The organism is Vreelandella sp. 162(4c), assembly GCF_058152265.1.
On the sequence record NZ_CM176981.1, the window covers coordinates 931,510 to 955,215 of the forward strand.

20 protein-coding genes and 2 pseudogenes are annotated in these 23,706 nt (G+C 52.7%); 10 read left to right on the top strand and 12 right to left on the bottom strand.

Going from position 1 to position 23,706, the window contains the following annotated elements:
• Positions 1–27: 27 nt before the first annotated feature.
• The 4 genes from AC4EYZ_RS04170 (at position 28) to AC4EYZ_RS04185 (ending at position 3,580) form a co-directional block, all read left to right on the top strand.
• Complete coding sequence (locus AC4EYZ_RS04170; protein ID WP_008958467.1) at positions 28–486, top strand: hypothetical protein; 459 nt, start codon at positions 28–30, stop codon at positions 484–486.
• Positions 479–2,791 (top strand): heavy metal translocating P-type ATPase, encoded by a 2,313-nt coding sequence (locus tag AC4EYZ_RS04175; protein WP_008958466.1) that lies wholly within the window; start codon positions 479–481, stop codon positions 2,789–2,791. The genes AC4EYZ_RS04170 and AC4EYZ_RS04175 overlap by 8 nt, the downstream gene beginning before the upstream one ends.
• A gap of 168 nt (positions 2,792–2,959) precedes the next feature.
• Positions 2,960–3,160, top strand: coding sequence for a site-specific integrase (locus AC4EYZ_RS04180; RefSeq protein WP_092490836.1), 201 nt, complete (start codon positions 2,960–2,962; stop codon positions 3,158–3,160).
• A gap of 78 nt (positions 3,161–3,238) precedes the next feature.
• On the top strand, positions 3,239–3,580 hold the full coding sequence (locus tag AC4EYZ_RS04185) for a tyrosine-type recombinase/integrase (RefSeq protein WP_269449327.1): 342 nt from the start codon (positions 3,239–3,241) through the stop codon (positions 3,578–3,580).
• A 111-nt stretch (positions 3,581–3,691) separates the two neighbouring features.
• Here AC4EYZ_RS04185 and AC4EYZ_RS04190 read toward each other — a convergent pair whose 3' ends face one another.
• The 11 genes and pseudogenes from AC4EYZ_RS04190 to merR all read right to left on the bottom strand — a co-directional run bounded on the left by AC4EYZ_RS04190 (position 3,692) and on the right by merR (position 19,352).
• A complete protein-coding gene (locus AC4EYZ_RS04190; protein ID WP_050713461.1) occupies positions 3,692–4,366 on the bottom strand; it encodes a hypothetical protein in 675 nt (224 codons plus the stop codon).
• A gap of 993 nt (positions 4,367–5,359) precedes the next feature.
• Complete coding sequence (locus AC4EYZ_RS04195) at positions 5,360–5,560, bottom strand: hypothetical protein (protein ID WP_092490835.1); 201 nt, start codon at positions 5,558–5,560, stop codon at positions 5,360–5,362.
• A 916-nt stretch (positions 5,561–6,476) separates the two neighbouring features.
• Positions 6,477–9,509, bottom strand: coding sequence for a DEAD/DEAH box helicase (locus tag AC4EYZ_RS04200; RefSeq protein WP_427768873.1), 3,033 nt, complete (start codon positions 9,507–9,509; stop codon positions 6,477–6,479).
• A 26-nt stretch (positions 9,510–9,535) separates the two neighbouring features.
• Complete coding sequence (locus tag AC4EYZ_RS04205; RefSeq protein ID WP_427768871.1) at positions 9,536–11,128, bottom strand: EH signature domain-containing protein; 1,593 nt, start codon at positions 11,126–11,128, stop codon at positions 9,536–9,538.
• Complete coding sequence (locus AC4EYZ_RS04210; RefSeq protein WP_035566029.1) at positions 11,125–11,889, bottom strand: OmpA/MotB family protein; 765 nt, start codon at positions 11,887–11,889, stop codon at positions 11,125–11,127. The genes AC4EYZ_RS04205 and AC4EYZ_RS04210 overlap by 4 nt, the downstream gene beginning before the upstream one ends.
• Positions 11,889–14,024 carry an anti-phage ZorAB system protein ZorA gene (zorA, locus tag AC4EYZ_RS04215; RefSeq protein ID WP_427768869.1) on the bottom strand — a complete coding sequence of 712 codons (2,136 nt, stop codon included), beginning with the start codon at positions 14,022–14,024 and terminating at the stop codon, positions 11,889–11,891. The genes AC4EYZ_RS04210 and zorA overlap by 1 nt, the downstream gene beginning before the upstream one ends.
• Positions 14,025–14,470: 446 nt before the next feature.
• Positions 14,471–15,775 (bottom strand): hypothetical protein, encoded by a 1,305-nt coding sequence (locus AC4EYZ_RS04220; RefSeq protein WP_427768866.1) that lies wholly within the window; start codon positions 15,773–15,775, stop codon positions 14,471–14,473.
• 110 nt (positions 15,776–15,885) lie between these two features.
• Entirely contained in the window at positions 15,886–16,779 is an 894-nt protein-coding gene (locus AC4EYZ_RS04225) for a hypothetical protein (RefSeq protein ID WP_427768864.1), read from the bottom strand.
• A 289-nt stretch (positions 16,780–17,068) separates the two neighbouring features.
• Positions 17,069–17,476: pseudogene (locus AC4EYZ_RS04230) on the bottom strand (transposase); the annotation flags it as partial.
• A 49-nt stretch (positions 17,477–17,525) separates the two neighbouring features.
• Positions 17,526–18,827 carry an ISL3 family transposase gene (locus tag AC4EYZ_RS04235; RefSeq protein ID WP_008957405.1) on the bottom strand — a complete coding sequence of 434 codons (1,302 nt, stop codon included), beginning with the start codon at positions 18,825–18,827 and terminating at the stop codon, positions 17,526–17,528.
• Positions 18,828–18,905: 78 nt separating this feature from the next.
• Positions 18,906–19,352 (bottom strand): mercury resistance transcriptional regulator MerR, encoded by a 447-nt coding sequence (gene merR, locus AC4EYZ_RS04240; RefSeq protein ID WP_006911920.1) that lies wholly within the window; start codon positions 19,350–19,352, stop codon positions 18,906–18,908.
• Positions 19,353–19,425: 73 nt separating this feature from the next.
• Between merR and merT the strand changes: the two genes are divergently transcribed.
• The 6 genes from merT to AC4EYZ_RS04270 all read left to right on the top strand — a co-directional run bounded on the left by merT (position 19,426) and on the right by AC4EYZ_RS04270 (position 22,523).
• A complete protein-coding gene (merT, locus tag AC4EYZ_RS04245) occupies positions 19,426–19,776 on the top strand; it encodes a mercuric ion transporter MerT (protein ID WP_008957404.1) in 351 nt (116 codons plus the stop codon).
• 13 nt (positions 19,777–19,789) lie between these two features.
• Entirely contained in the window at positions 19,790–20,086 is a 297-nt protein-coding gene (merP, locus tag AC4EYZ_RS04250; RefSeq protein ID WP_006911918.1) for a mercury resistance system periplasmic binding protein MerP, read from the top strand.
• 2 nt (positions 20,087–20,088) lie between these two features.
• A complete protein-coding gene (gene merF / locus AC4EYZ_RS04255; RefSeq protein WP_008957403.1) occupies positions 20,089–20,346 on the top strand; it encodes a mercury resistance system transport protein MerF in 258 nt (85 codons plus the stop codon).
• A 73-nt stretch (positions 20,347–20,419) separates the two neighbouring features.
• Complete coding sequence (merF, locus tag AC4EYZ_RS04260; protein WP_008957402.1) at positions 20,420–20,665, top strand: mercury resistance system transport protein MerF; 246 nt, start codon at positions 20,420–20,422, stop codon at positions 20,663–20,665.
• Entirely contained in the window at positions 20,658–22,307 is a 1,650-nt protein-coding gene (merA, locus tag AC4EYZ_RS04265; protein WP_008957401.1) for a mercury(II) reductase, read from the top strand. The genes merF (AC4EYZ_RS04260) and merA overlap by 8 nt, the downstream gene beginning before the upstream one ends.
• Before the next feature lie 81 nt (positions 22,308–22,388).
• A complete protein-coding gene (locus tag AC4EYZ_RS04270) occupies positions 22,389–22,523 on the top strand; it encodes a hypothetical protein (protein ID WP_008957399.1) in 135 nt (44 codons plus the stop codon).
• Between the two features lie 97 nt (positions 22,524–22,620).
• Here AC4EYZ_RS04270 and AC4EYZ_RS04275 read toward each other — a convergent pair.
• Positions 22,621–23,653: pseudogene (locus AC4EYZ_RS04275) on the bottom strand (IS1182 family transposase); the annotation flags it as partial.
• Positions 23,654–23,706 lie beyond the last annotated feature (53 nt).

Genomic DNA, 23,706 nt, shown 5'->3' on the forward strand with positions numbered 1-23,706 from the left:
CGTTAATAGCGTTATAGGAGGTACCAAATGGACGTTAGAACCTTTGGTGAATTGATCGATTGGACCCGTCAGTTACACGAGCATCTTGCAGCTTGCCTTGCTCATTGCGCCGATATACACGAAGAAGAGCGCGCTCGCATGTTGCTCAATTACTTAGCTGCACAGGAAGCGGAAATGCAGCGCGTTGTGGCGCGCTTTGAACAGACTGCTGACGCGAAAGCATTAAAAACCTACGTTTATGACTATTTGGAGCATAAACCTATCCGTACGCATCGTACCTGCGATGCGCCCTATTCCACGCTAAGTGTTGACGACATTTGCCGAGAGGTTTTTGATTTCCATGAACAAACGATAAACCTTTATCGAACCCTCGTTGGCAAAGCGGAAATTCCTGAGGCTAAAGAGCTCTTAGATTCCCTTTTAGCACTTGAAGAGCACGAAGCCATGCGCCTTGTTCGCCAAACGGGGAGAATGAACGATGTCTGAAGACCATAACGAGACAAAGGTGAAAGACCCTGTTTGTGGCATGGACGTTGATCCCCATACCTCCCGCCACCGTGCCGATCACGCGGGTAAGACTTGGTACTTCTGCTCAGAAAAGTGTCAGGAAAAGTTTATTGCCAAGCCTGATGCGTATCTTGAGCCAAGCAAACAGTCACAAGCGTCAGTACCCTCGGGGTCTATTTATACTTGCCCGATGCACCCAGAAGTTCGACGAGAAGGCCCAGGCGACTGTCCAATCTGTGGCATGGCGCTGGAACCTGAGACCGTCTCTGCTGACACCGGCCCTTCGGACGAACTCAAGGACATGACCAGGCGTTTCTGGATCGGCCTAGTACTGACCCTCCCCGTGTTTGCCCTAGAAATGGGTGGCCACGTGTTTGGCCTTATGCATTTTATTTCCCAGCAAACCTCTAACTGGATTCAACTGCTGCTGGCAACGCCGGTAGTCGTCTGGGCAGGTTGGCCATTCTTTGTACGCGGATGGCGTTCGCTAGTGCATCGCAGCCTTAATATGTTCACGCTAATCGCGATCGGTACCGGCACCGCGTTGCTCTACAGTTTGCTGGCCACCCTCACACCGGGCATCTTTCCCGACGCCTTCCGTCAAGCCGATGGTTCGGTGGCCGTTTATTTCGAAGCAGCGGCAGTGATTGTCGTTTTAGTTTTACTGGGACAAGTATTAGAGCTACGCGCTCGTGAAAAAACCTCTGGCGCTATTCGTGCTCTGCTCGACTTGGCGCCTGCTACCGCTCGACGCCTTGATGATCAGGGCAATGAGGAAGATATCTCTCTTGACCAGGTTCAGGTAGGGGATCGTCTCCGGGTGCGCCCCGGCGATAAGGTGCCATTAGATGGCGAAGTGATGGAAGGTCGCTCCAACGTTGACGAATCCATGGTTACCGGTGAACCACTAGCGGTGAAAAAGGAAGTCGGCGATGGCGTCATTGGCGGCAGCATCAATGGTCAAGGATCCTTTGTCATGCGCGCTGACAAGGTGGGCCAGGACACGATGCTGTCGCAGATTGTGCAAATGGTCGCCAGCGCCCAGCGCAGCCGCGCACCCATTCAAGGGCTTGCCGACAAAGTCGCCAGCATCTTTGTACCCGTCGTTATTCTCATTGCTGTTGTGGCTTTCATCGCCTGGTCATTGTGGGGCCCTACCCCGCCGATGGCGTTTGGCCTTATTGCGGCGGTTAGTGTTCTGATCATTGCCTGCCCGTGCGCGCTAGGTCTTGCTACCCCCATGTCAATTATGGTCGGTGTAGGGCGCGGTGCCCAGTTAGGCGTGTTGATTCGCGATGCCGAAGCTCTTGAACGTCTAGAGAAGGTCGACACCGTCGTCGTCGACAAAACCGGCACGCTTACCGAAGGCAAACCACGAGTGACCGAGTTGATTCTCACTGAAGGCATTGCTGAATCGGAGCTTTTGCGCTTGGCAGCTAGTCTTGAGCGAGGCAGCGAGCACCCCTTGGCCCATGCAATAGTCGAAAAGGCTAAAGAGGCAGAGGTAAAATTAACAGAAGCGTTGGACTTCGAGGCTCCCAATGGCATGGGCGTTATAGGCCAGATAGATGGCAAGCGTATTGCCCTGGGCAACCGGCTATTGATGGAAAGCGAGGGCGTTAACACCCAGTCTCAAGACACACATGCCGATCAATTGCGCAGCGACGGTGCTACTGTCATCTTTGCGAGCATCGACGGGAATTTAGCTGGGCTGCTCGCCATTGCCGATCCGGTCAAGGAAACCACCGAAGAAGCCATTCGTTCACTCCAGGCTGACGGCATTCGAGTGGTGATGCTGACAGGCGATAATCGCACCTCCGCCAACGCTGTGGCACGTCGGCTAGGCATTGATGAGGTCGAAGCTGAAGTGCTTCCAGAGGATAAAGGCCGAGTGATTCAGCGTCTCCGTGATGAAGGGCGCATTGTTGTCATGGCCGGCGACGGCGTGAACGATGCACCTGCGCTGGCTACAGCGGATGTCGGCATTGCCATGGGAACCGGCACCGATGTGGCGATAGAAAGCGCTGGGGTTACTCTACTGCGAGGAGATCTTACCGGTATTGCCACGGCGCATAAGCTCTCAAAAGCCACCATGCGTAATATTCGCCAAAATCTCTTTTTTGCCTTTGCTTACAACGCGGCAGGCATCCCCATTGCCGCAGGGATTTTGTACCCCTTCACAGGTATGCTGTTATCACCGATTATCGCGGCGGCGGCGATGTCACTCTCTTCAGTGAGCGTGATTGGCAATGCTTTACGACTTAGGATGATTGCTATTAAGTAACAATATCTACTCGAAGATAAATCACTCAGTTGTTCATGTTCACTATGGATATTATCCTCACGTGCATTAGCCCGAACATTTTGATCTCAACTTTTTCCTTTATGGGTTGTTTGCCATGACATCTGAGGCAACCCATTCTTTGACCTCCACCCGATGGAGGATCATGCCATGAACGTTCCAACTGAAATCTCATTTACACCTTGGAATAAAGGCAAGTTGGTTGGGCAGAAGGCGCCTCTGCGCCTTCGAGATATCTGGGACATACGTGTGCGCCTACAGCTTGCCAAAAAGACGAGAGACCTTGCCCTCTTCAATTTAGCCATCGATAGCAAATTACGAGGCTGCGACCTTGTCAATTTACGAGTATGAGATATAGCCCATGGTACGTCCATATCACCACGAGCCATGGTGATGCAGCAAAAAACGCATTGACCTGTCCAGTTCGAAATAACCGAGCAAACCCGCATTGCTATTATGGATTGGATACAGCTTGCTCAACTCAGAAACGAAGATTTCTTGTTTCCCAGCCGCATCAATAGCGCAAAGCATCTTTCAACACGCCAGTATGTCCGTATCGTGAAAGCATGGGTCACTGAAATAGGTCTGGAGGCGTCAGTATGTGGTACGCATACGATGCGACGCACCAAAGCGTCGCTGATATACCGTCGAACGAAAAATTTAAGGGCAGTGCAACTGCTCCTGGGTCACACAAAGCTGGAAAGCACCGTCAGGTATCTAGGGATAGAGGTCGATGATGCGTTGGAAATGGCAGAACAGACTGAAGTTTAATAAGGACAAACGACGACCTATCCTGGGCCGTCGTTGTTCGGCCAAAAGCAGAACCTGTCAGCAACATATAGCTCTTTGCAGTATCGGCTAAGCTCAGCAAGCTTGGCCAGTTTATCCATGTACGATCTCTTCGACCTCTTTGCGGGCCGCAAATATGACACTTTGAGCATCGTTCGCTAATAAATTTTGTGGCTTAAGGCCGCCTAACCAACTGTTACTAGATTGGAACCAAAAGGCCATTTCCCAGCTACCTTTTGTACTTTTGAAAATATCGATAATTTCCTTCACTGCTTTTAATGGTCGGTAGCCTGCAGTCGAGTCGAGTGCAAAGCCTGGATAGTAATTTACACCATTATGCTTGATGGCAAAGATCTGACCTTTTTTTTTCCACCTGTTGGGCTGTGCACTGGGGTCACTAGCACTAGGGTCAGCTAACTCCGTTATCTGTGCTGCAGAGAGCCATTCCCCACTGTTAATAACCGCTTTGCGAGCGCTGATGCTCATACTGACCTCCTGAAGCAGGTGTGGCTTTGCTACCGGTACATTTGTAAGGATTTCCACTATTTGAAATAGTGCTTTTTGTTCGATTTTTTCAGCAAAAACACCTCGCATGGCCAAAACGATTTTGCTGATATTATCCCCGAATTGCTTAAATTCACTGGCTTTAAAATGGTCTGCCTGAATGGCCAAGAGTTTTTCAGAGTGAATTTTTTGAAGCTCATGAAGAACGTAGCTCCGACTGCCATGAAGTATTTTGACTTCGCTTTTTTTCGTTTGAGTGCTCATGATACTCGCCCATATGATAGCCATTATGTAATGCTAGCTTAGCATCATCAAAATCATGGAATTTTTAATCTATTAATTATTAAGTTATTTTTTAGATTTTTTGTGTTACTGGAACCATGTTGCAGCGTTTCGCTGCGCTCCTCACTGACGCTGTCTCTCTCTAATGAACATGGTAGTAGCCTGCTCTACGCTGCCGCTCACATGCCATCTTGTTTAGCCATCAAGGTCATAGAACCACATTAGAGAGATACCGGAGCTTCGCAGCAATGCCTCATCACTATGGCTCAAGCAATGGGAAGCGTCAGGCCTTGATTAATTGATTGACAAGCTTTGCCTTGGTCTCACGCCTGTCTTGGACGATCGTGATCATCAGCAACTGCAGGACAACATAGCCTCATCAGACTCGATCCCGGCAGACTTGTTTTGAAGAAGAAGCCGCCAGCAGGATGAACCTTCGCCGAGCGTTGAAAAAATGACTTAGTCGATACCCTGCGCGTGGAGTCTCACCGGGCATACAATGTAACCGCTTACTTATGTAGCCGCAGGCTGAACGTATTGAGGGGCTCAGAGCTGCTAGAAAATGATCTGCCATACCACAACGAGGTCAGTGACAGCTAAGACGGTGATCAAAGCGTTTGACGAGTTTTAAGTGCGCAAAAAACTGTATTCTCACTTTGTAGTGCTCGATAACGCCAGGATACACCTTTCAGGCAAAAAGTCGTTGAGTGAATGCACACCGTTTGCATATGTTCGACCTACTCGCCAGAGTTGAATCCTGAGTGAGATATTGAGTCGTCAGATGAGGTATGTAAAGCCACTGTTAAGCGCTTTCCTCTCATGTGATCGCATCTGTGATGAGATACACCGGCCATTGAGTAGCTATGGAACTGATCATGCAATTAACGTTGAATGAGCGCTTGCTAGGACAGTATTTATTTTGGGGGCAAGCGATTCAAAAGCCAGTGAAACGCCAAGGAATGAAGTGGCGGTTTATCAAGGTCCTCTCGAAACTGGTTCCAGATCATGACTAACGAAACAATTATTAAACTCATTAGCATAGCTATAAGCCCCCATTTGTTCATCACTTATTTCTCCGTCTTGCGCTGCCTTTATATAATTTCGAGAAACCTGCAGGCCATTTTTTTCGGCAGCGCTCATATCAAGCGCCTCGATATCGTCATCCCATTCGTGCATGCTTAAGACCTCTCAGGTAATTTAACAAACTTTTTCATGCGCATGCGAGTTTTATCTGGGAAGCCCTACCTTGCCAAAAATCATCTAATCCACTGATATAAATGGGGTAAATACCATTTCCTGCTAGTAAGGCTCGTTAGAAAAATGCGCATGCACTTCAACATTATCACCCGTCTCTGAAAATTGCGCATAAGCATAAAAACTCTGATCATAAGCAATTTTTTATATGTATTTGCAAGATTATCCTCTGGCAATACAAGCCTTCACGTTACAGCCCTCCCCTCTGCTTTACCGATCAAGTGAAGCAGAGGGAGTTTTTCTTCACGAAAATAGACCTTTACTCAGCTCTGAAAGGGATGGCTTGATCAGCCAGCAAACTTCCCTTTAGAAGGCAAGAATCGGCCAAAAGCGGTCTTTTAGGTAGTGCTGATGTAACACCCTCAACACGGGCAAAGTTGAAGCACAGCAGAGACTTTGCCCGTGTGCCTGCGATTGTTAGATGATTCAGCTTGATAGAACTCCACAGACCTATTAAAGCCCTGCAGAAATGCCATAGTAATAGTTTTTGTTCGCGAATTTTCGTCTGTATTTTCGTCTCCAAAGATACTTACAAACACCTTAGGGCCCCTGGAGTTCATGGGTAGCATTTCTGTGGGGCCTGAGCGCGCTGGCATAGGCCGATCCTCCATCGAAAGCGCTTTTCCCCAGTGCACTGGGGATCGTTGGTTCGCGGTGAGACACCAAAAAAAGGGGGTAGCCCGAAGGCTGCAGGGGGAGCACCGATCAATGCGTTGGTTAACGCCACTATTACATGCGGCGGTGTTATCGCAAGCGACGCAAATTCGGGGGCGAATATCGCTTACGCCTCCTTAGTAGTTAGTTACTACTCTTGACTAACCATCCCAGCTCCTACGATTCAAAGCCCCATGGATGTAACCATACTTTTTTCGTCCACAGGCTCCGGCGTCACCACCGCATCCTTGATCATCAGCTTTCCGCTCAACAGCCGATCTAGGTGTACATCGAAGGAATCGAACTGCGGATGTAGCGCAGCGGGCAAATGAACGTATACGTCCTTTGTCTGCCCGATCCGGTACACTCGATCAGTTGCCTGGGCTTCTTTCGCCGGGTTCCAGTGACGTTCTACGTGGATAACATGGTTGGCGCCTACCACCGTCAAGCCCACACCTGCAGCAATTGGTGACATGATGATAATATTGAACCCGGCAATTGATTCGAATTGCTCAATCATCTTCTTGCGAGTCAGCACGTCCCGTTTTTTCTGCACAGCTGCGGTATCGCCGTTGATGATGTGAATGTCCAGACCATAGATCTGGCTCAGCCACATCTTGAGCGCTATCTGTAGCTGTTTGGTGACCATGAAAAGAATCACCTTCTCCCCTTTAGTCTTGATGCGGTCAAGCTGCTCCAGTACCACCGACAACTTTGCCGACTCTGCAATCACATTGCGAGCAGCTTCTGCTCCGGTAACTCGGAGCAAGCCCGTATCACCCATTCGTGGATGCAGCGAGATAGAACGCAACTGCTGCAACGCTGAAAGTGCCTGCCCACGCATATCTTCCTCTACACGCTGTCGCCGGTAACTATCCAGCACACCGTCATAAGCCTGTAACTGACCACCTTTCATCGCTACTGCGAGTTCGGGTGCCCTATGAAGATTCCCAGCTTCGCTCTGGAGTAGCCCTGAGCGTATATATTTGTTCGGCAAGCCTTCAAGCTGCTGCTCTTTGATTCGCCGCAGCATGAAAGGGCCAACCGCTTCGCGCAGGGAAGAGCCGGTCTCGATGCGCATCTGATCCCGTGTTTCTTCCGTAGCCTGAGTAACCGGAGTGATCCATTTACTCCGGAACTCTGCCCAGTTGCCGAGTAAACCCGGCTGAGCCGTATCCATTAGACACCAGAAATCACCCAGACTGTTTTCAACAGGAGTGCCGGTTGCCAGTAGCTTGAAATCCGCCTTCAGCCCCTTTGCCGCGCGGGTCTGCAGTGTATTCGGATTCTTGATATTCTGCGCCTCGTCAAAAATCACCACCCCCCAATCGATGACACAGAGTGAAAACTGGTAATCGCGCAAGGTCTGGTAAGTAGTCAACACTACCCGGCCACCCATATCGAGACGCTGGGTACCGGCTTCCCATCCAATTTGTAGCGAGTAACGGATATCCGCTTCGCTCATCGCATCGCTTTCATCCAGCAAATCAGCCAATTGAAGCGACTCTCGTTGGGCGCCCTTGATACGGAACTCCGACAGATCCCTGCCGGCCTGCAGCACCTTCACATCCCGGAACGGAGAAGTCTTGAAGGTCTTGCTTATCTCGTCTTCCCAGTTTTCCAGCAAACTGAGCGGCGCTACCACCAATATGGGCTTCTGTGTTTTACCCGCCGCCGTCTGGATGGCCAGATATTCGGCAACCATCACCAGAGTCATGAAGGTCTTGCCCAGACCCATATCGTCGGCTAGCAAAGCCCCTTGCAACCGATACATGTTTTCATGATCGTCGGCCAAAGCCTTGAGCAACAGATCAAGCATCCAACTGATCCCTTCGGCCTGATGCGGGTAGGGCGATCGAAGCAGCTTCGAGGCATCGACTCCCGGCGCTCTGTCCTGCTGCTGCGCTTTGGTCAGCAATTCACGGTTGAGTTCGTCCACATCCTTTAAAAGAAGCGTGACCCGCTCGGTTGCGAGCTGGTCGTTACCTTCCTGTTCCTGTTTTACAGGTTTATGCTGAAGGTCTGCTTCTATGTTCCTAAGGACACTGGCGACATTGGCAGGCTCACTGATATCAAACTGCTCTCCTTCAAATTCAACGCTCTGGGCACCCTGTTGCTGGGCGGCGTGCAAGCGTTCCTTGAAGGCATAAAGATCTTCAGTACAAGTAACATGTTTATGCAACGCTTCAGGAGGCTGGGGACGCGATGAAGTCGCAAACCAATCCCGTTTCTTGTCATCCAGTGGGCCGAAGTCCACGTGCAGCATTTTGCCAATACCCAGCACGCGAACCGAAAATCCCATATCTAGATTGATCAGAGAAGCATCAAGGAACGCGGAGGGTGTCTTGATGAACTCCTCCACCTTGTTAGCTGGTATAAGCCGACTGCCCAGCACCTCTCGTACCGCAGCGATCTTCTCCGGCTCCAGCAGTACAAGTCTTTCCTCTACCCTCAACACGCCACCATCGCGGGTCAGATCTAACTGGGTCCAGCGCTTGTCGAGTTGATCCGGAGTCGAACCATCACCCAGTGAAGGACAAAGCTCAAGGCTGCCATCCGGCATCCGCGTTGCCACAACACCAATCCCTTCAGGTACCACCACGTCGAGATTACTGAATGCGCCAAGGGCAAGATCCATGCCACTGCGCCGGGCTGCCTGCAGCTGCGCTATCAACCGCAGGTTTGCGGCTTCACCGGTCTCATCAGGAGACAGGCTGCTATGTACTGCAAGCGCCGAAAATGCCGACAGTTCAGCCGGATTCAGACGGTACGGCTGGCTCTGGCCAACATATAAGTAAGGGCCCTTGATTAGGATCGGATACTCCTGCCCATCAATGGAGGCAAAAAGCTGTACTCTGAAGCCAGGATTTCGGGTATGCCCTTTTACATTCGCGACAAAGCCATGGGTAAAGCGACCAGGCAGATTCAGCAAATCCGCCTGTTCATCATCCAGCGCGGCAGCAACTCGCGAACTTACCAGATAGCCGTTTGGCAACGACTCGGCATCGCCTTGTTCAAGCAGCATCTGCAGCACAACCATTTGCAATAGCGCAATAGGCGAGCCCTTACCTGCCTTAAGTTCAGCAATGGTCTGGGGAGAGGCAAAAAAGAGCAGACCGCTGGAATCAACCTGCGTCTGCAGCGGCTCGCCATCTATTCCAGTTGCTTGCCGACCAAACATCAACGAGTTGAACAGATCCTTGAGATGATTTTTCATGTTTTCAAGCCATTCATCGTCTTGGTTTAACCCTGGCCATGTCTGTCAGCGTTATCGTTTCTTGGGCTAGCAGCTGACAACGGATCAAGCCGCGTTTTCAGCGGCTTTACATAGGGTACGCCAAACCGCCTGAGATAGTTTCTGTAGTCATCTGGGAACATCAACTGTTCGATATCAATAGACACCCCATGGTCGGCCAAAAAGCTGAAAAAACGGTTGTGCCACGTAGAGGGACTATGGGTGATGGCTTCGTATGGCGCATCTGCACCGTAAAGTCCCTTATATCCACTTGGGGCACGTATCGTCAGTTCGGAATGTGATAGTTCTTTAGTATTATAACTATACAATCTCTCCCACGGTGGCCGCAGGTATACCCACAGTTTGAAGTTATGGGAGCCTTCAATCAGACAAAAATCACCGCAATCAATATAGATAACCGCTTTGTCAGACATGCCGTTGGCATTGGAGAGTCTTACGAAGTTTGTTTTTAATTCATCGCCAAGAATACTCTTCACCGCGAACGCGGCTTTGGCTCCAAGCATCAGGCGTGTTTTGCGTACCAACTTGAGTCTGTCGAGTCCCTCGATAAACCGCTTACGAGCCGGAAACATGCGCTGCATGGCAGCATCACCGCTTTCCTTACCAAATTGCTCCAACGCGCTAAGAAATAAACGCAAATCCTCCTTGTAAAGCCAACGTCTCACCTTTTCAATTCGATCTTCGCCCAGCGGCTGCCACCATTCACGATAGCTCTGTGCAGTACTTGCGATACGTGGATCACCAGCCAGATCCATAATGAAATTCTGCCACTCATCACCCGGTGCATCACCTGCCCGATCAATAAGAATTTCCAGAGCAACATGGCCGATACGCTTGCCGTCCTCAAAGGGGGCTTGGCTGACCGCTGGCTTGAGCAGCTCAGCCAGTACCTCGTGATATTGACCAACCGGCAGCTCCCTCAAGGTATTCAAATAATAATGCGCCCGACAGATTCTCGCATACCGCCCATCATCGAGCCCCCGTAGCTCGAAGTACAAGAAGGCCCGGTCAAGCTCCCAGCCTTCCTCATAGACGTAATCCACCAAGTGTTTCGGCCCATTAATTGAAAGAAGCCATTTCGCTTCGGAATACAGAATGGACAATAAGTCCCGTTGGTGACCAGAGCATCTGGAATTATGTGCAAAGCGGGTAGACAGCTGTTGCTCTAAGAGGTCTTGCAGTTCTTCTCTGAGGTTTTCCCCATGCTGATCTAGCTCGTCGAACATGCGGAAGTACAAAGCAATCAGGTTCTGCAGCGGAACCACGCCTAACTGCCCAAGCTGTTGCTTCACCAAGATATCAAGGATTTTCGGGCTCAGCATTCTGCGGCGGAACTCGGCATCTTCCAGCCAAAGCTGAGTAATGGCCCTCGCCGTAATGCGTTTGCACATTAAGCCAGCGAGTACCCGGCCATCCATGACCCTTGATAGCCGCCTCAAATGCTCGGATGTTTCGTAAAACAAATCGTTTTTGCCAGCAGCTCCGGCCACCCTTTTCAGGCGTTCTGTCAGTATCGGCCAACTTTCCAGAGTACCCTCAGGCCAATCTATTACCAGCAGTTCAGGTGGCGGAAGATTCATCGTATAGCTTCCTCAAGGTTCTCACTGACCCTACGGTACTCTGCACTGCTCGGCCGCCTGATGGTAAAGCGGATATCGATTCGTCGATTCTGGCTAAGCTCTTCTTCTGTATCCTGTCTTCTGGTAGCCGGTCGGGTTGGCCCATAGCCACTGACTGAGAACAGCGGCTGATTGTCTTTATTCTCTATGTCATCCAAAGAGAATTGCTCGGGCAGCAGCTCATCCCATAGCTGCCAGAGCGAGATGGCTCGAAAAGCCGACAGCCCCCAGTTTCCCTTACCCATAAAGCCGTTAAGTGGGCGGTTATCTGTGTGGCCCTCAACAAAAATCGTATCCAGGTAATCGACTCGATTATCCTTATTTATGACATCACTAAGCACCCTGCCAATCTCTACAGCTGTGCCCTGATAGGCTGTCCCAATCTCATGCGCACCGGTACCAAACCCCAGAATATCGTTAGGAATACTCAGAACGGTGTCATTTTCACTTACCGTGACGCGTATGCCCCGTTGTTGCAACAAATCAGCTGCCTCATGCAGGATAGTTCTACGCACCTGCTCTGCTTGCCGTAACTCCTGTATTTCCTGATTGAACTCCTGTTGCTGCTTTCTCAATTCTTCTTGAATTTCCATCAGTTGGATGATCAGCACAACAGACGCTAGGATGAATATGATCAAAAGCGCAGACATTACATCGGAAAAGGACATCCAATAGGGATTTTCCTCATCCACATTAGCGGGACCCTTTTTTAAAAAGCGCATCAGACCTTCTGCTCCAGATCATCCACTATCCCACTGATCGCATTCACCGTGCGCCGCATCTGATCAGCAAACTCCAGCGTGTTCTTGTTCCAGTGCTCCATCCTCTCGCCAACCTGAGTACGCACCTCAGTGGAGTAGCTGCGTAGCCACTCATCAGCCTGTTGCTCGATCCCGCCGACCTGCTCCTTGAGCGCCTGGCCAAGCCCTTGAAACTCAGTATTGATGCCCTGCAGGAACTGCTGTTGATGGTTGGCAAACACTTCAAAGCCTTGCTCTGCAGCCACCGCAGCCTTCTCGAAATGCTGGGTCGCCGTGGTCAGTTCTGCCTGCAATTGTCTGAGCGTATCCGCCTGCAAGCTCACCTGCTCGGCCAGCTCGCGGTTTTGATCAGAGGCCCCCGCCAGTGTTTCTGTTACAGCCTGCAAGCGCGAATCTAGTACGTCAGCTGCCTGCTTAAGGTTAGCTGACAGCAGACCCAATTGAGTGGAGCTGTTGTTCATATGCTGACTGCTAACCTCAACCGAACGACTGACCTCGCCCATTTCAGTCATCAACTGCTGGTGCTGTTTGGTCAATTCAAGCATCTGCTGTTGAGTCTGCTGGGCCCCCTGCGTCACGGCAGACAATAACTGCTGCTGTTCTGCCGCAAGCCGCTCAAGCTGGCTATTGAAGCGGGACTCGATAACACTCTCACGTTCACTGGCTGCTGCAGCCTGGCTGCTTATAAGCGTTTGCAGACCGCCCAGTGCCGATTCAAAGGTCTGCCCCATTTCGCTCTGCTGTTTGGCCGAGGCTTCGTTAATTGCCTGGATCTGGCCGCTCGAAGCGCTATTGAATTGCTCCAGCTGACTCTGGAATCCAGCCACCATCTGCGTATGCAAATGCTCCTGGGTGGCTGCCCGTTTGCGCTCATCCTCCGACGACTTGTCGAACTGCGCGCTGACTTTATGTTCCATCTGTTCCATGAGCTGATTGAAGCGTTGCTCCATCTGCTGCTGACGCTGCGCGGCATCTGCGCCCTGCTGTTCAAGCAGCTGTGCAAATTCTCTTGAGGTGCCCTCAGTCTGTTCTCTCGTCCTACTCTGCTGCTCGTCCAATTGCTTGAATAGCGCCTCCATTCGGCCGGCCATACCGGACACAGCCTGTTGCACTTCTTCAGCGGCATTCTTCATCAGATGACTCTGATCTGAACCTGCCGTTTTCATACCATCCATAAAACCAGATACCAGCTTCTCCAGTACATCCGTTGACTGCTGGTTAGTATTATTCACCAAGGACTGAATGGCGGGTGCCATCACGGTATTGATCGCATCAGTAAAGGCCTGCTGCATGGAGTCACTCATGCCAGATACAGTTTCCTGTAGACGATCGCCGATACGTTCATGCAGCTCCTGCAGCGCCTCCTTGCTTTCCTCGGTGGCAGCCGCGATCTGAACCAGCGAATGCTCCGCTGGTAATCGTGGATACAGATAGTCGATACGTTGCTGCAGGTCACGGATTTTTGCCAGTGCCTTCCGTTCTACCAGCTTCTCAAACACGTTAAGCAATAAACTGAGGGCCACACCCCAGATCGAGGTCATGAAGGCAACAGCCGCACCGTTGATCATCACTGAAATGCCATCTTTCAGAGTCTCGACATCTCCGGCATTAATCTGCAAGCCCTTGAGTCCGAGCGTCAGCCCGAGAAAGGTACCCAGCACCCCGATAGCAGTTAGAAAGGCAGGCGCGGCCGCAAGCAAACGACTGGAAGTCAGACCATAGGCCAGAGTGTAGTTATTGAAGAAATGCTCGGCTTCCAACGTATTGAACAGTCGGGACTTGTCTGCTGAATAAACTAGGCTTTCATCAAACTCCCGCCACAAAGGGCCGGTGACAACCCGATCCTGTTCCAGCGCCTTTTCCAGCGTGACAAGCCGATTCTGGGCCAAGCTGTTGCGATCCTGCCCTTGGATAAGCTGCTGAACCCTTTTCAAGCGCCGAGAGAAATGCAACCAATGCCGAATTACAGACATCACTGATATGGCCATGATTATCATCATGAACAACCAGATCCAGACTGCAATTTCCTCCATTTCCAGACCTGGCGTGAGTACCAACGCGAACTGTGGCCATAAATGACTGATCAAGTCGAACATATTTAACCCTATTCACTTTTCCTATTCTGGCGCTCCACGAGCTCCAGGTAATTAGTTCTGACGGCGGAAGATCCCCCACGCCACGCGGTAATTCTCCTCCCTGCACGGGCGGAAGAGTGCACTTTATCATCCACTCTGTACTCTACCGGGCCAACTGGCAAAGTATTATCTAAGTAATCTTTTAGTACCGTACCTTCAGTCAAATGTTGGACACCTTCTCAGCACTGGGAGATGCAGTGTAACTGCTCCTGTGTCGCACGAAGCTGGAAAGCACTGTCAGGTATCTAGGGATAGAGTTAGATGGCGCGTTGGAATGGCAGAACATACTGACGACGGCCTATTTGGGGCCGTCGTTGTCCGTCCAGAAGCAGCCTACTAGTCGACATTGATATAATGCGAAAGCTCAGCCGCGGCGGAGCCGTCGACTGCAACTTCTGGTCATGCGCTTATGCTTGGGCCACAAGATATTCCGCCCCATTATTGGTAAGGAGATCGTCAAGCTCAGCCCCTTCCATTAGTTCAGCATCTCGAACGCGATCGACGAAGAGCTTGTATGCATGAGCCCCAAGAAGGTCAGCCCTTCTCTCTTTGGGAAGCCTCACGATCGTTGTAACGTCCTCGGCTGTAAGCGCCTCAAACAGTGGCAGGATTACTCGAGTTATGACCGCATTTGTTCTATCCCACGAGCCTGATTCCGCTAAAAGCTCAAAAGCTCTTCCCTTGCATGCATCATGAACTTGAGGAAATTCTACAACCCTCGCAAGCTCGTCAAGGTTGAACCCTCGGATTCTTGTCTGCAATTCAGGCCGCAGTTCATCAATATCGGCAAGCGCACCTATGGCAGGTGACAGGTCGTCATACGGCGCGACCTCTACAAACCGCTCGATTCGAGCTTTAGAGGGCTGATCAATAAGGTCCCAAGCACGCGTGACTGACGCGACGAGGTAGAAAACGCTCAAAAACCTGTCGTCTCCCACATCATTGATTGCTTTGCTCAACTGAAGACCGAGCCGCTCTTCTACTAGACCAGGAGAAATCTCGTGCAATGCATTGAGGGCCGTGACAGCTTGATCCTTCTCGTACAACTCGTCGTCAGGCGTCAGAAAACCGAAAACGAGGGCATCCAAAACGGAGCGCACAAGTGCATCCGTTGGACTGACCAAGCCAGCCTTCCGAAGTTCAGCTACTGCCTTATCTACAGATGCAGGAAAATACTGAGAGGCAATAGTGGTCTTAATCCCAGCGAGTGCCGCCCTGCCCTGAACCGGAGGCTGTGAAAGCACATGAACCACAGCATTTCTAATATGGAGCCTAGCTTGCTCTGCGGATGGCCTATAAGGAACACCGACCTGCTGAAAAGAAGGATGAGCACATCGATGTCGATCTTCTCGTAGACGCTCAAGATCTACGAACTGTTGCTGATCAAAAAACTGCAATTTGTCTCGACAAGTAGCAAGGATGTTTCGCTCAAACTCGAGAGCCTTTGAGGTTCCCTGTTGATTACCTGAGTTTATCTGGCCGATATAGGTGGTGAGCTTATGCTCAAGGGCTATCGCGTTGGCGTCACCACTCACCGATAAGTCTCGGATCTTGTCGATAAGATCGAAGACCACCGCGACCCAAGTACTTACTATCGCTGCTCGGTAGGCACCGGCGCGATAGCATTGGTTAGCCTCTGCTATATAGCTCTTCGACTGATCAGAGCGGCACCGTAGGGTAAGCGCCTCAATATCTGCGAGTGTTTCCTGCAATCTTTACCTCCTTACAGCATAACGCGAAGCTTTGCGGCAGTTTTGGAGTCGTAAAAAAACAGAAAAACTGTACGGCAACAGCGACTGGTTAGGTTCTGATCTCATGGGTTTCAGTTCATATTCAAAGCAGAGACGAGATCTTTTTGAATTTTTTCGCTGTGGTCAGACGTACCGACACGAGGATTCAGGCCCCACTGAGCAGTGTGAACCAGCAAATTGCGTTCCTCTGATGTGGACATAAACACATAACGCACAATTGTTCCGATTACTTTACGGTTCCTTCTTTCATAAATTTTTTGCCAGACTGGGGCAAAACGCTCGATGAGAACGTTCATCAAACTGTCGATAGACTTAAGTAAATGCGCGTCATTTTCTCTCATATAGATGCGATCCCCGGGATTTAGGATCTTTGATACATCAAGGGCGACAATTCCTCTATGACCTGACCTCGTCTTCTTTTTGAAGACTTCTTCAAGTTGGCTAGAGGCTTTTCTGGTATTTTTCTCAATCTTTCCTTCAGATGTAACACGCTTGCACTCGATCCAAATTTTGTTCCCGCCAAATAGCACCCCGGTATCTGAGGGCGCACCGAGAATGGCAGATGCACCTTTAGCTGGGGCATGAAGCCTGGCGGCTACCAACGCTTCGAAAAGAAAGTTTCGTGCTGTTGCGGAGGTTGGAGACTCCTGTTCTAGATATATTGGCCCATTCACTGCTTTATTGAGCTTTGCAACAATACCTCCAAGCTCTGCGGCAGGAACATCTTTAAAGGCTTTGTAGACGCTCACAAAGTCATGAATTTCTAGCATCGAACTGACAAAACTCGGAAATATTCTTTCGCCATCTACAAGTGATGCCGTTCTATATGATCCGGTCCAATTGCTGACGATATTCTCATAGTGCGATGTACGCCCGGCGCCAAGATTTACCCCGATATTCTGCATCCATTCGAGGGCAGACGTATAGCTTTCCAAAATGCCTTCGTAAGACTCAGAGTCGATCATAATGTCAGTGACCTAACCTATTTAAACCAATGAATATTTATTATAGCTTGGCAGCAAACAACCATCATTGTACCAGCAGTATTTCCCCGGGAAGTCCGCTAAGGGTCATGGCCGTGTAAAAACAGAAAAAAACTGGTCTAACTCAAGAATCTTCACCCTCAGCTTCTTGTTGAGTCCACACAAGCCATTGCTCGGATGATTACCGCCTGATGCTGTGGTGATAGATGGGAATGGCAGAATCAGCAGAAAGCTCTTATTTGGCCCTGAATAGACGGAAACAACTGGGCTTTTACGCCCTCGCGGCCCTCATCAACCCATTGATATCCAAGATCTTTATGACACGCGTCAGGTTGTAGGCCAGCTCATGAAGACTCATTTCCGTGCTGACATTTTTGAGCCGCTTGGTCGTAAAGTGTATTACCCCCATCCAATCCTTCAGCGTGCCAAAGGGATGCTCCACCGTTTGGCGCCTTAAGCGCATCATTTCCGGGTTCCAATTAAGATGTGACTGCAGGGCTTCGAGTACATCTTCATGTTCCCAACGCCTTATCCGCCTCTGCTTTCCTGTTGTGCATTTTTCCCTTAAGGAGCAGCTGACACATGACGAACTCCAATAAGTATCTAGCTTCTGCCCATTTCCTTCAGATACATACCGCCAAGTAAGCCCCTGCCCTGCTGGAAAAGAATATTCATTTTTTGGGTATCCGGATTAAGTGGTAGATGGAGCCCCTTGCTCCTTCGAACCCTTAACTCTTCCAGAAGGTTGATAGATCGACGCCGTAGTTTTTCTCAGGCTCGGGAAGACCCATGCTGTAGGTCATGGTGGCCTTGCCCAGGAAGGGGGATTCCTTGGTCTGCGGCACCTTCTTCTTGTGCTTGGTGGTGTAGAGCATCCGGGCCCGCATCACCTCGAATGAGTAGCCACGGCCATCGCGGTTCTTATCCTTGGCCAGCCGGTTGATTGACTCCGTGAAGGCGTTGGTGATCGGGATGTCGGTCTCGAAGTAGGTCAGCATCTCCTCATGCCAGCCACTGATAGCACTGACGAGATCTTTCCAGACCTCCTTTTGCCCCTGTGGGATGTCGTCAATCCAGGCAGTCAGCGCCTTCTCGGCGTCACGCCGGGTTGTGGCGTCCCAGATGTGGAAGAACCGCTCCTTGTGCTCGTAGGCCGCCAAGAGCTGGGGGAATGCCCCTGTCCAGGTCTCCATGATGAGCCGTTCGCGATCTGAGACATCGTGAGCGCGCTTCAGCAGGATCTTCCGGTCACCCTTGAGGGTTCGGCGCTGGTTGGACGTCAGCTTTTTCCTGAGCCCCTTGCGGACCTTTTCCAAGGCCTCGTTGGCCATTCGCACGACGTGGAACTTATCGACCACAATGCGAGCCTGCGGCAGCACCGCCTGGACAGCACGGCGGTAGGGTTTCCACATATCCATGCTGACGATCTCGACCTGGTGGCGCTCGGTCATGCTCATGAGGCGCCTCGTCACCGCGTCCTGCTGGCGACCGGGCAGCAGGTCCAGTAGGGTACGCTCCTCCAGGTTGGTCAGGATGCAGCGGTAGCGGCGGTTCAGGTACAGCTCGTCGATCCCCAGGCAGCGGGGTGTCTCGAAGCGATGCCAGGCTGCCAGGAACTCAGCCTTCTTCTTGAATATCTCGCGGACAGTCTTCTCGTCGAGGCCCGTGGTATCAGCCACGTAGGCGTAGGGGTGATTGAAGGCTTCCTTCTCGACGTGGTTGTAAAGCCTCCGCGTCATGCGGTGATCGTCTACCATTTCCGGAAGAGCTGGCCGGAACGTCCTTCCACACGCCCGGCAGGTGTAGCGGCGACGGACCACCCAGAGGGTGACCCGCCTTCCGTGGATGGGTAGGTCGCGATAGGCCACATCGCGCTTGCCGAACCTGACAAACTCACTCTCAACGCCGCATTCCTCGCAAGCTAGAGGCTCAGGAGCTTCGACCTGGTAGTGGAGATCATGCTCTTCCATCTTGGTGGCTAGGACGTGGTACTCGGGAAGGTGCAGGATGTTGTCAGGCAAGCTGGTCATGCAAACTTTCCTTGTCGACATGGTCCATAGATGATTGCGACTCTTTGACCGCGTTGTTTTCTACGAACTGAAGGTGATTTACTCCCTTGGGTCTTCTGCTTCTCTGAGCCCTTCATGCAATGACGCAATTAGCGGGCAAGTGATATTGCCTTGTTGTGCATGGCATCGGTCGACCATTTCGCTCAGCACCTTCTCAATTCTTTCAAGCCTGTCGATCTTCTCGCGAACGTCCCCTAACTTGTGCTCTGCGAGAGCACTGGCTTCTTGACAGTGGGCGCCATCTTCCAGCCGAAGTAGGTCACTGATCTCATCCAGACTAAAGCCCAGCTGCTGCGCCGTTTTCACGAACGTCAACCTGTCGATATCGGCGGCACTATAGCGTCGAATACCTCCGGGAGGTCGTTCGGGCTCCGATAATAGCCCTCGTCGCTGGTAATAGCGGATTGTCTCGACATTGACGCCGGCCGCCTTGGCCAGGCCGCCAATGGTCATGGTGTCCGCCACTTTATCTGCATGTCTCTTCATGATGCTTGACTCCGTACCAAGCTACGGAAGTAACCTTATCGTAGCTCCCCCCATCCCGAAAGGAGAATCGTCAATGCGGACACCTAAAACGGGGCGAGGGCCCCTGGCCGCCGGAGGAGTCGCGGCCCTCCTGGCCTCGGCGTGTTGCCTCGGCCCGCTGGTTCTGATCACGCTGGGCGTTTCCGGCGCCTGGATCAGCAATCTGGCGTCGCTGGAGCCCTATCGCCCGCTCTTTATCGGCGTCGCGCTGGTGGCGATGTTCTTCGCCTGGCGTCGCGTCTTTCGGCCAGTGGAAAAGTGCCAGCCGGGAGAGGTGTGTGCCGTGCCACGGGTCAGGACGGGCTACAAGGCGATCTTCTGGCTCGTATCGCTGCTGGTGCTAATCGCCCTGGTATTCCCCTACGTCTTGCCCTTGTTCTATTAAAAGGAGATCTACCATGAAAGCTCGTTTCGCCTTCATCGCGCTACTCGCCCTGCTCAGCACGCCCGCCTTAGCGGCCTTGCAGACCGTGAAGCTGTCGGTGCCGGGCATGACCTGTGCCGCCTGCCCGATCACCGTCAAGGCCGCCCTCAACAAGGTGGACGGCGTCTCGCAAGTCGACGTGAGCTACGCGGATCTCGAGGCCGTGGTCACCTTTGACGACGCCCGAACGTCGGTGGAGGCATTGACCGAGGCCACCACCAACGCTGGGTATCCATCAACCCCGACATCCTCGCAAGCGGATCGAGAGTGATCATGAAGAATCCCAAGACCCTGCTGCGCGTGAGCGTGATCGGCACCGTCCTGGTGGCATTGTGCTGCTTTACGCCGATCCTGGTGATCCTGCTTGGCACGGTGGGCCTGGCGGCGCTGACGGGCTATCTCGACGTTGTGTTATTGCCGGCCCTGGCCTTCTTCATCGGCCTGACCATTTATGCGATTTGGCGTAAGAAGCAGTTCGACGCCTGTTGTGACAACGGCTCTATCAAATCAAGGAATACGCCCCCTGAGTGACATCAAGCAGCTGCACATCGCGGTCATCGGGTGAGTTGTTTACGAGCTTGTCCGTCACGGTGAAGGAATAAGCGTGAAAGATTCGCAGAAATTTATAAGCGTCGTGCTTGGCACCGGGTTGATGGTGCTGTGTTGCGCCGGGCCAATCGCCCTGGTGCTATTCGGTACGGCGGGCCTGGCCGCGTTGGCAGGCTATCTCGATTACCTGCTGTTTGCCGTCCTGGCCATCGTCATCGGCTTACCTCTCTACGCGCGATACCACAAGCGGAAGCAGGATGCCGGCTTTACTAATGAAGACTCGGAGAAACGTGATGATTGAACTCAACGTGAGCGGCATGACCTGTGACCGCTGTGCGGATCATGTCAGGGAAGCCTTGGAGAAGCTGCCCGGCGTGCAGTCGGTGGAGGTATCCTATCCTCAGAGGACGGCATCGGTAGCCGTTGATCCGGGGACACCGGCCTCGGCGTTGACGTTTGCCGTGACCCGACTTGGCTACCAAGCTCGACTGGCCAACAGTGGGCCCACTTCCCCGGCAGGCGCATCGGTGTCCAAGGGCCGTGATGAAGACGCCCCGCACATCGCGGTGATCGGCAGCGGCGGCGCCGCCATGGCGGCGGCCCTGAAGGCCGCCGAGCGCGGCGCCCGGATCACCCTGATCGAACGCGGCACCGTCGGCGGTACCTGTGTCAATACAGGCTGTGTGCCTTCGAAGATCATGATTCGCGCGGCCCATATTGCCCACTTGCGTACGGAAAGTCCCTTCGATGCAGGCCTGAGCGCCCAGGCGCCGGTGGTGGATCGGGCCAAGCTGCTCGAGCAGCAGCAGCGACGTGTCGAGGAACTGCGTGACGCCAAGTACGAGGGGATTCTGCGCGACCACCCGGCCATCACTGTCCTGCACGGCGAGGCCCGGTTTATCGATGCCCATAGCCTGATGGTCAAGCTGAACGAGGGCGGCGAGCAGGTCGTCCACTTCGACCGCGCCTTCATCGGTACTGGCGCCCGACCGGCAGTACCGCCGATCCCGGGTCTTGCCGACACCCCCTACCTGACCTCTACCAGTGCTCTGGCCCTGGACACTCTTCCCGAGCGGCTGATTGTGATCGGCGCCTCGGTGGTGGCCCTGGAACTGGCCCAGGCCTTCGCCAGGCTGGGCAGCCGGGTCACGGTGCTGGCCCGCAGCCGCCTGCTCTCCCAGGAAGACCCGGCGGTAGGGGATGCGGTGGAGGCGGCGTTTCGCCGCGAGGGCATCGAGGTCCTCAAGCAGACCCAGGCGAGCCGTGTGGACTACACCGACAATGAATTCATTGTCGACACCAACGCCGGCACCTTGCGGGCGGATCAACTGCTGGTGGCCACCGGACGGACACCCAATACCGAGGCCCTGAACCTGGCGAGCCTCGGCGTGGAAACCGCACATGGGGCTATTCTGGTCGATGAGCATCTGCACACCACGGTGCCGGGGCTCTATGCCGCCGGTGACTGCACCGATCAGCCGGAGTTCGTCTATGTCGCCGCCGCCGGGGGCAGCCGGGCTGCCGTCAACATGACCGGGGGCGAAGCCACCCTGGACCTGAGCGCCATGCCGGCGGTGATCTTCACCGACCCCCAGGTGGCCACCGTCGGCCTGACGGAAGCCGAGGCCATCGAGCAAGGCTTCAGCGTCGATACCCGTGAGCTGGACCTGGAAAACGTGCCGCGTGCGCTGGTGAATTTCGACACCGGTGGTTTCATCAAGCTGGTGGCCGAACGCGACTCGGGCCGGTTGCTGGGGGTGCAGGCGGTGGCGGGGGAAGCCGGTGAGCTGATCCAGACGGCGGTGATGGCGCTACGCGCACGCATGACCGTACACGACATCGCCAATGAGCTGTTTCCCTACCTGACCATGGTGGAAGGGCTCAAGCTCTGTGCCCAGACTTTCACCAAGGATGTGACGCAGTTGTCCTGCTGTGCCGGGTGAACGATATGAGCGCGACCGTGGTGCCACTGGGCGGCGGCACCACGGGTTTTGGGCATGGACACCACAGGGAGCCCTGTCACGATGAACACGACACTACCAGATTGCGGGATGATGGGGGCGATGGGCTGGATAATGCCAGTGATCGGAATTGCCCTACTATTGCTACTGGTCCTGGGCATCGCCTGTTTGGTGAAGTATCTGCTCTCTAGCAAGTGAGCGTACTCAGCGAGCCATCAACCAGCCAATCCGTTGTGGGTTGAGTTTGTCGGCCACCTTTCGCTCTCGCATACCAACCAGATAATCCGGATACCCCATTTTTTTCAGGTAGATATCGAAAGGCTTCTCTTGGGAACAGTCCCTTTGCCTGGTTGGGCGATGTCATCGGCTTGGGGAGGTAAGTAGTGATTCCTTCCTTGTGGCTGGACAGAATTTCCTCGCCCTTGAAGTAGCCTCTATCCGCTACGACTTTCATCTCCTTGATGCCAGTGGCCTCCCGAGCTTGCTTGGCCATGTTGAACAACTGCCCCCGATCATGTCCGACATTGGTCACCTCAGGGCGACAATTAGATGATGCTTGCTATCGACCGCTGTCTGTACATTGTATTCCACCGTCCCCGTACCTCTACCACTCGCGGCCATCGACCTGGAGTCTGGATCCGTTAAGGATATTTATTGGTCGGGAGGCTGAAGTCGCGCCTTCTTAACTGATTGTAATCGTGCAGTTTCTACCCTGAGCTTCGTGATGTTCTCCTTCAGGTGCGCTGTCCTCGCCTCTGCCAGTGCAGGTTCCTCGCGATCAGCTGCGCCAAGCTGACCAAGGTACCGATTGAAGCTTTCTTCGATCTGCTCAAGGCGACGCTTCATCTTGGTCGCCGTGAAATTACGGTTGCGGTTGTTGACGGCTTAGAACTTGCTGCCGTCAATGGTCACGATGGCCTGGGAGAATAGCTCCAGTCGCTGGCAAAGCACGATGAACTCTCGTCAGACACGGCGGATGGCCTCGCCGTAGTTCTTTCGAAAATCGGCAACCGTCTTGAAATCGGGTGTCAGACGCTCAGTCAGCCACATCAGCTCGACATTGCGCTGAGTCTCGCGCTCTAAACGGCGACTCGACTGGATGCGATTGAGGTAGCCATAGATGTAGAGCTTCAAAAGTACAGAGGGATGATAGGCTGGCCTACCTGTCGCATGCGGATCAACACCCTTAAAACCAAGCCCTCTGAGATCGAGGCCGTCCACGAAGGCTCAATAGCACGAACAGGGTTGTCGTTGGCGATGAAGTCGTCCAAGAGCGCGGGGAATAACGTACTTTGTTCTCGGGCCTCTCCTACCACAAATCGCTTCATCGCCATTTCCTCTACGGGCCTAGGCAAAGTATAGCGGTCACTACGTTTTCACA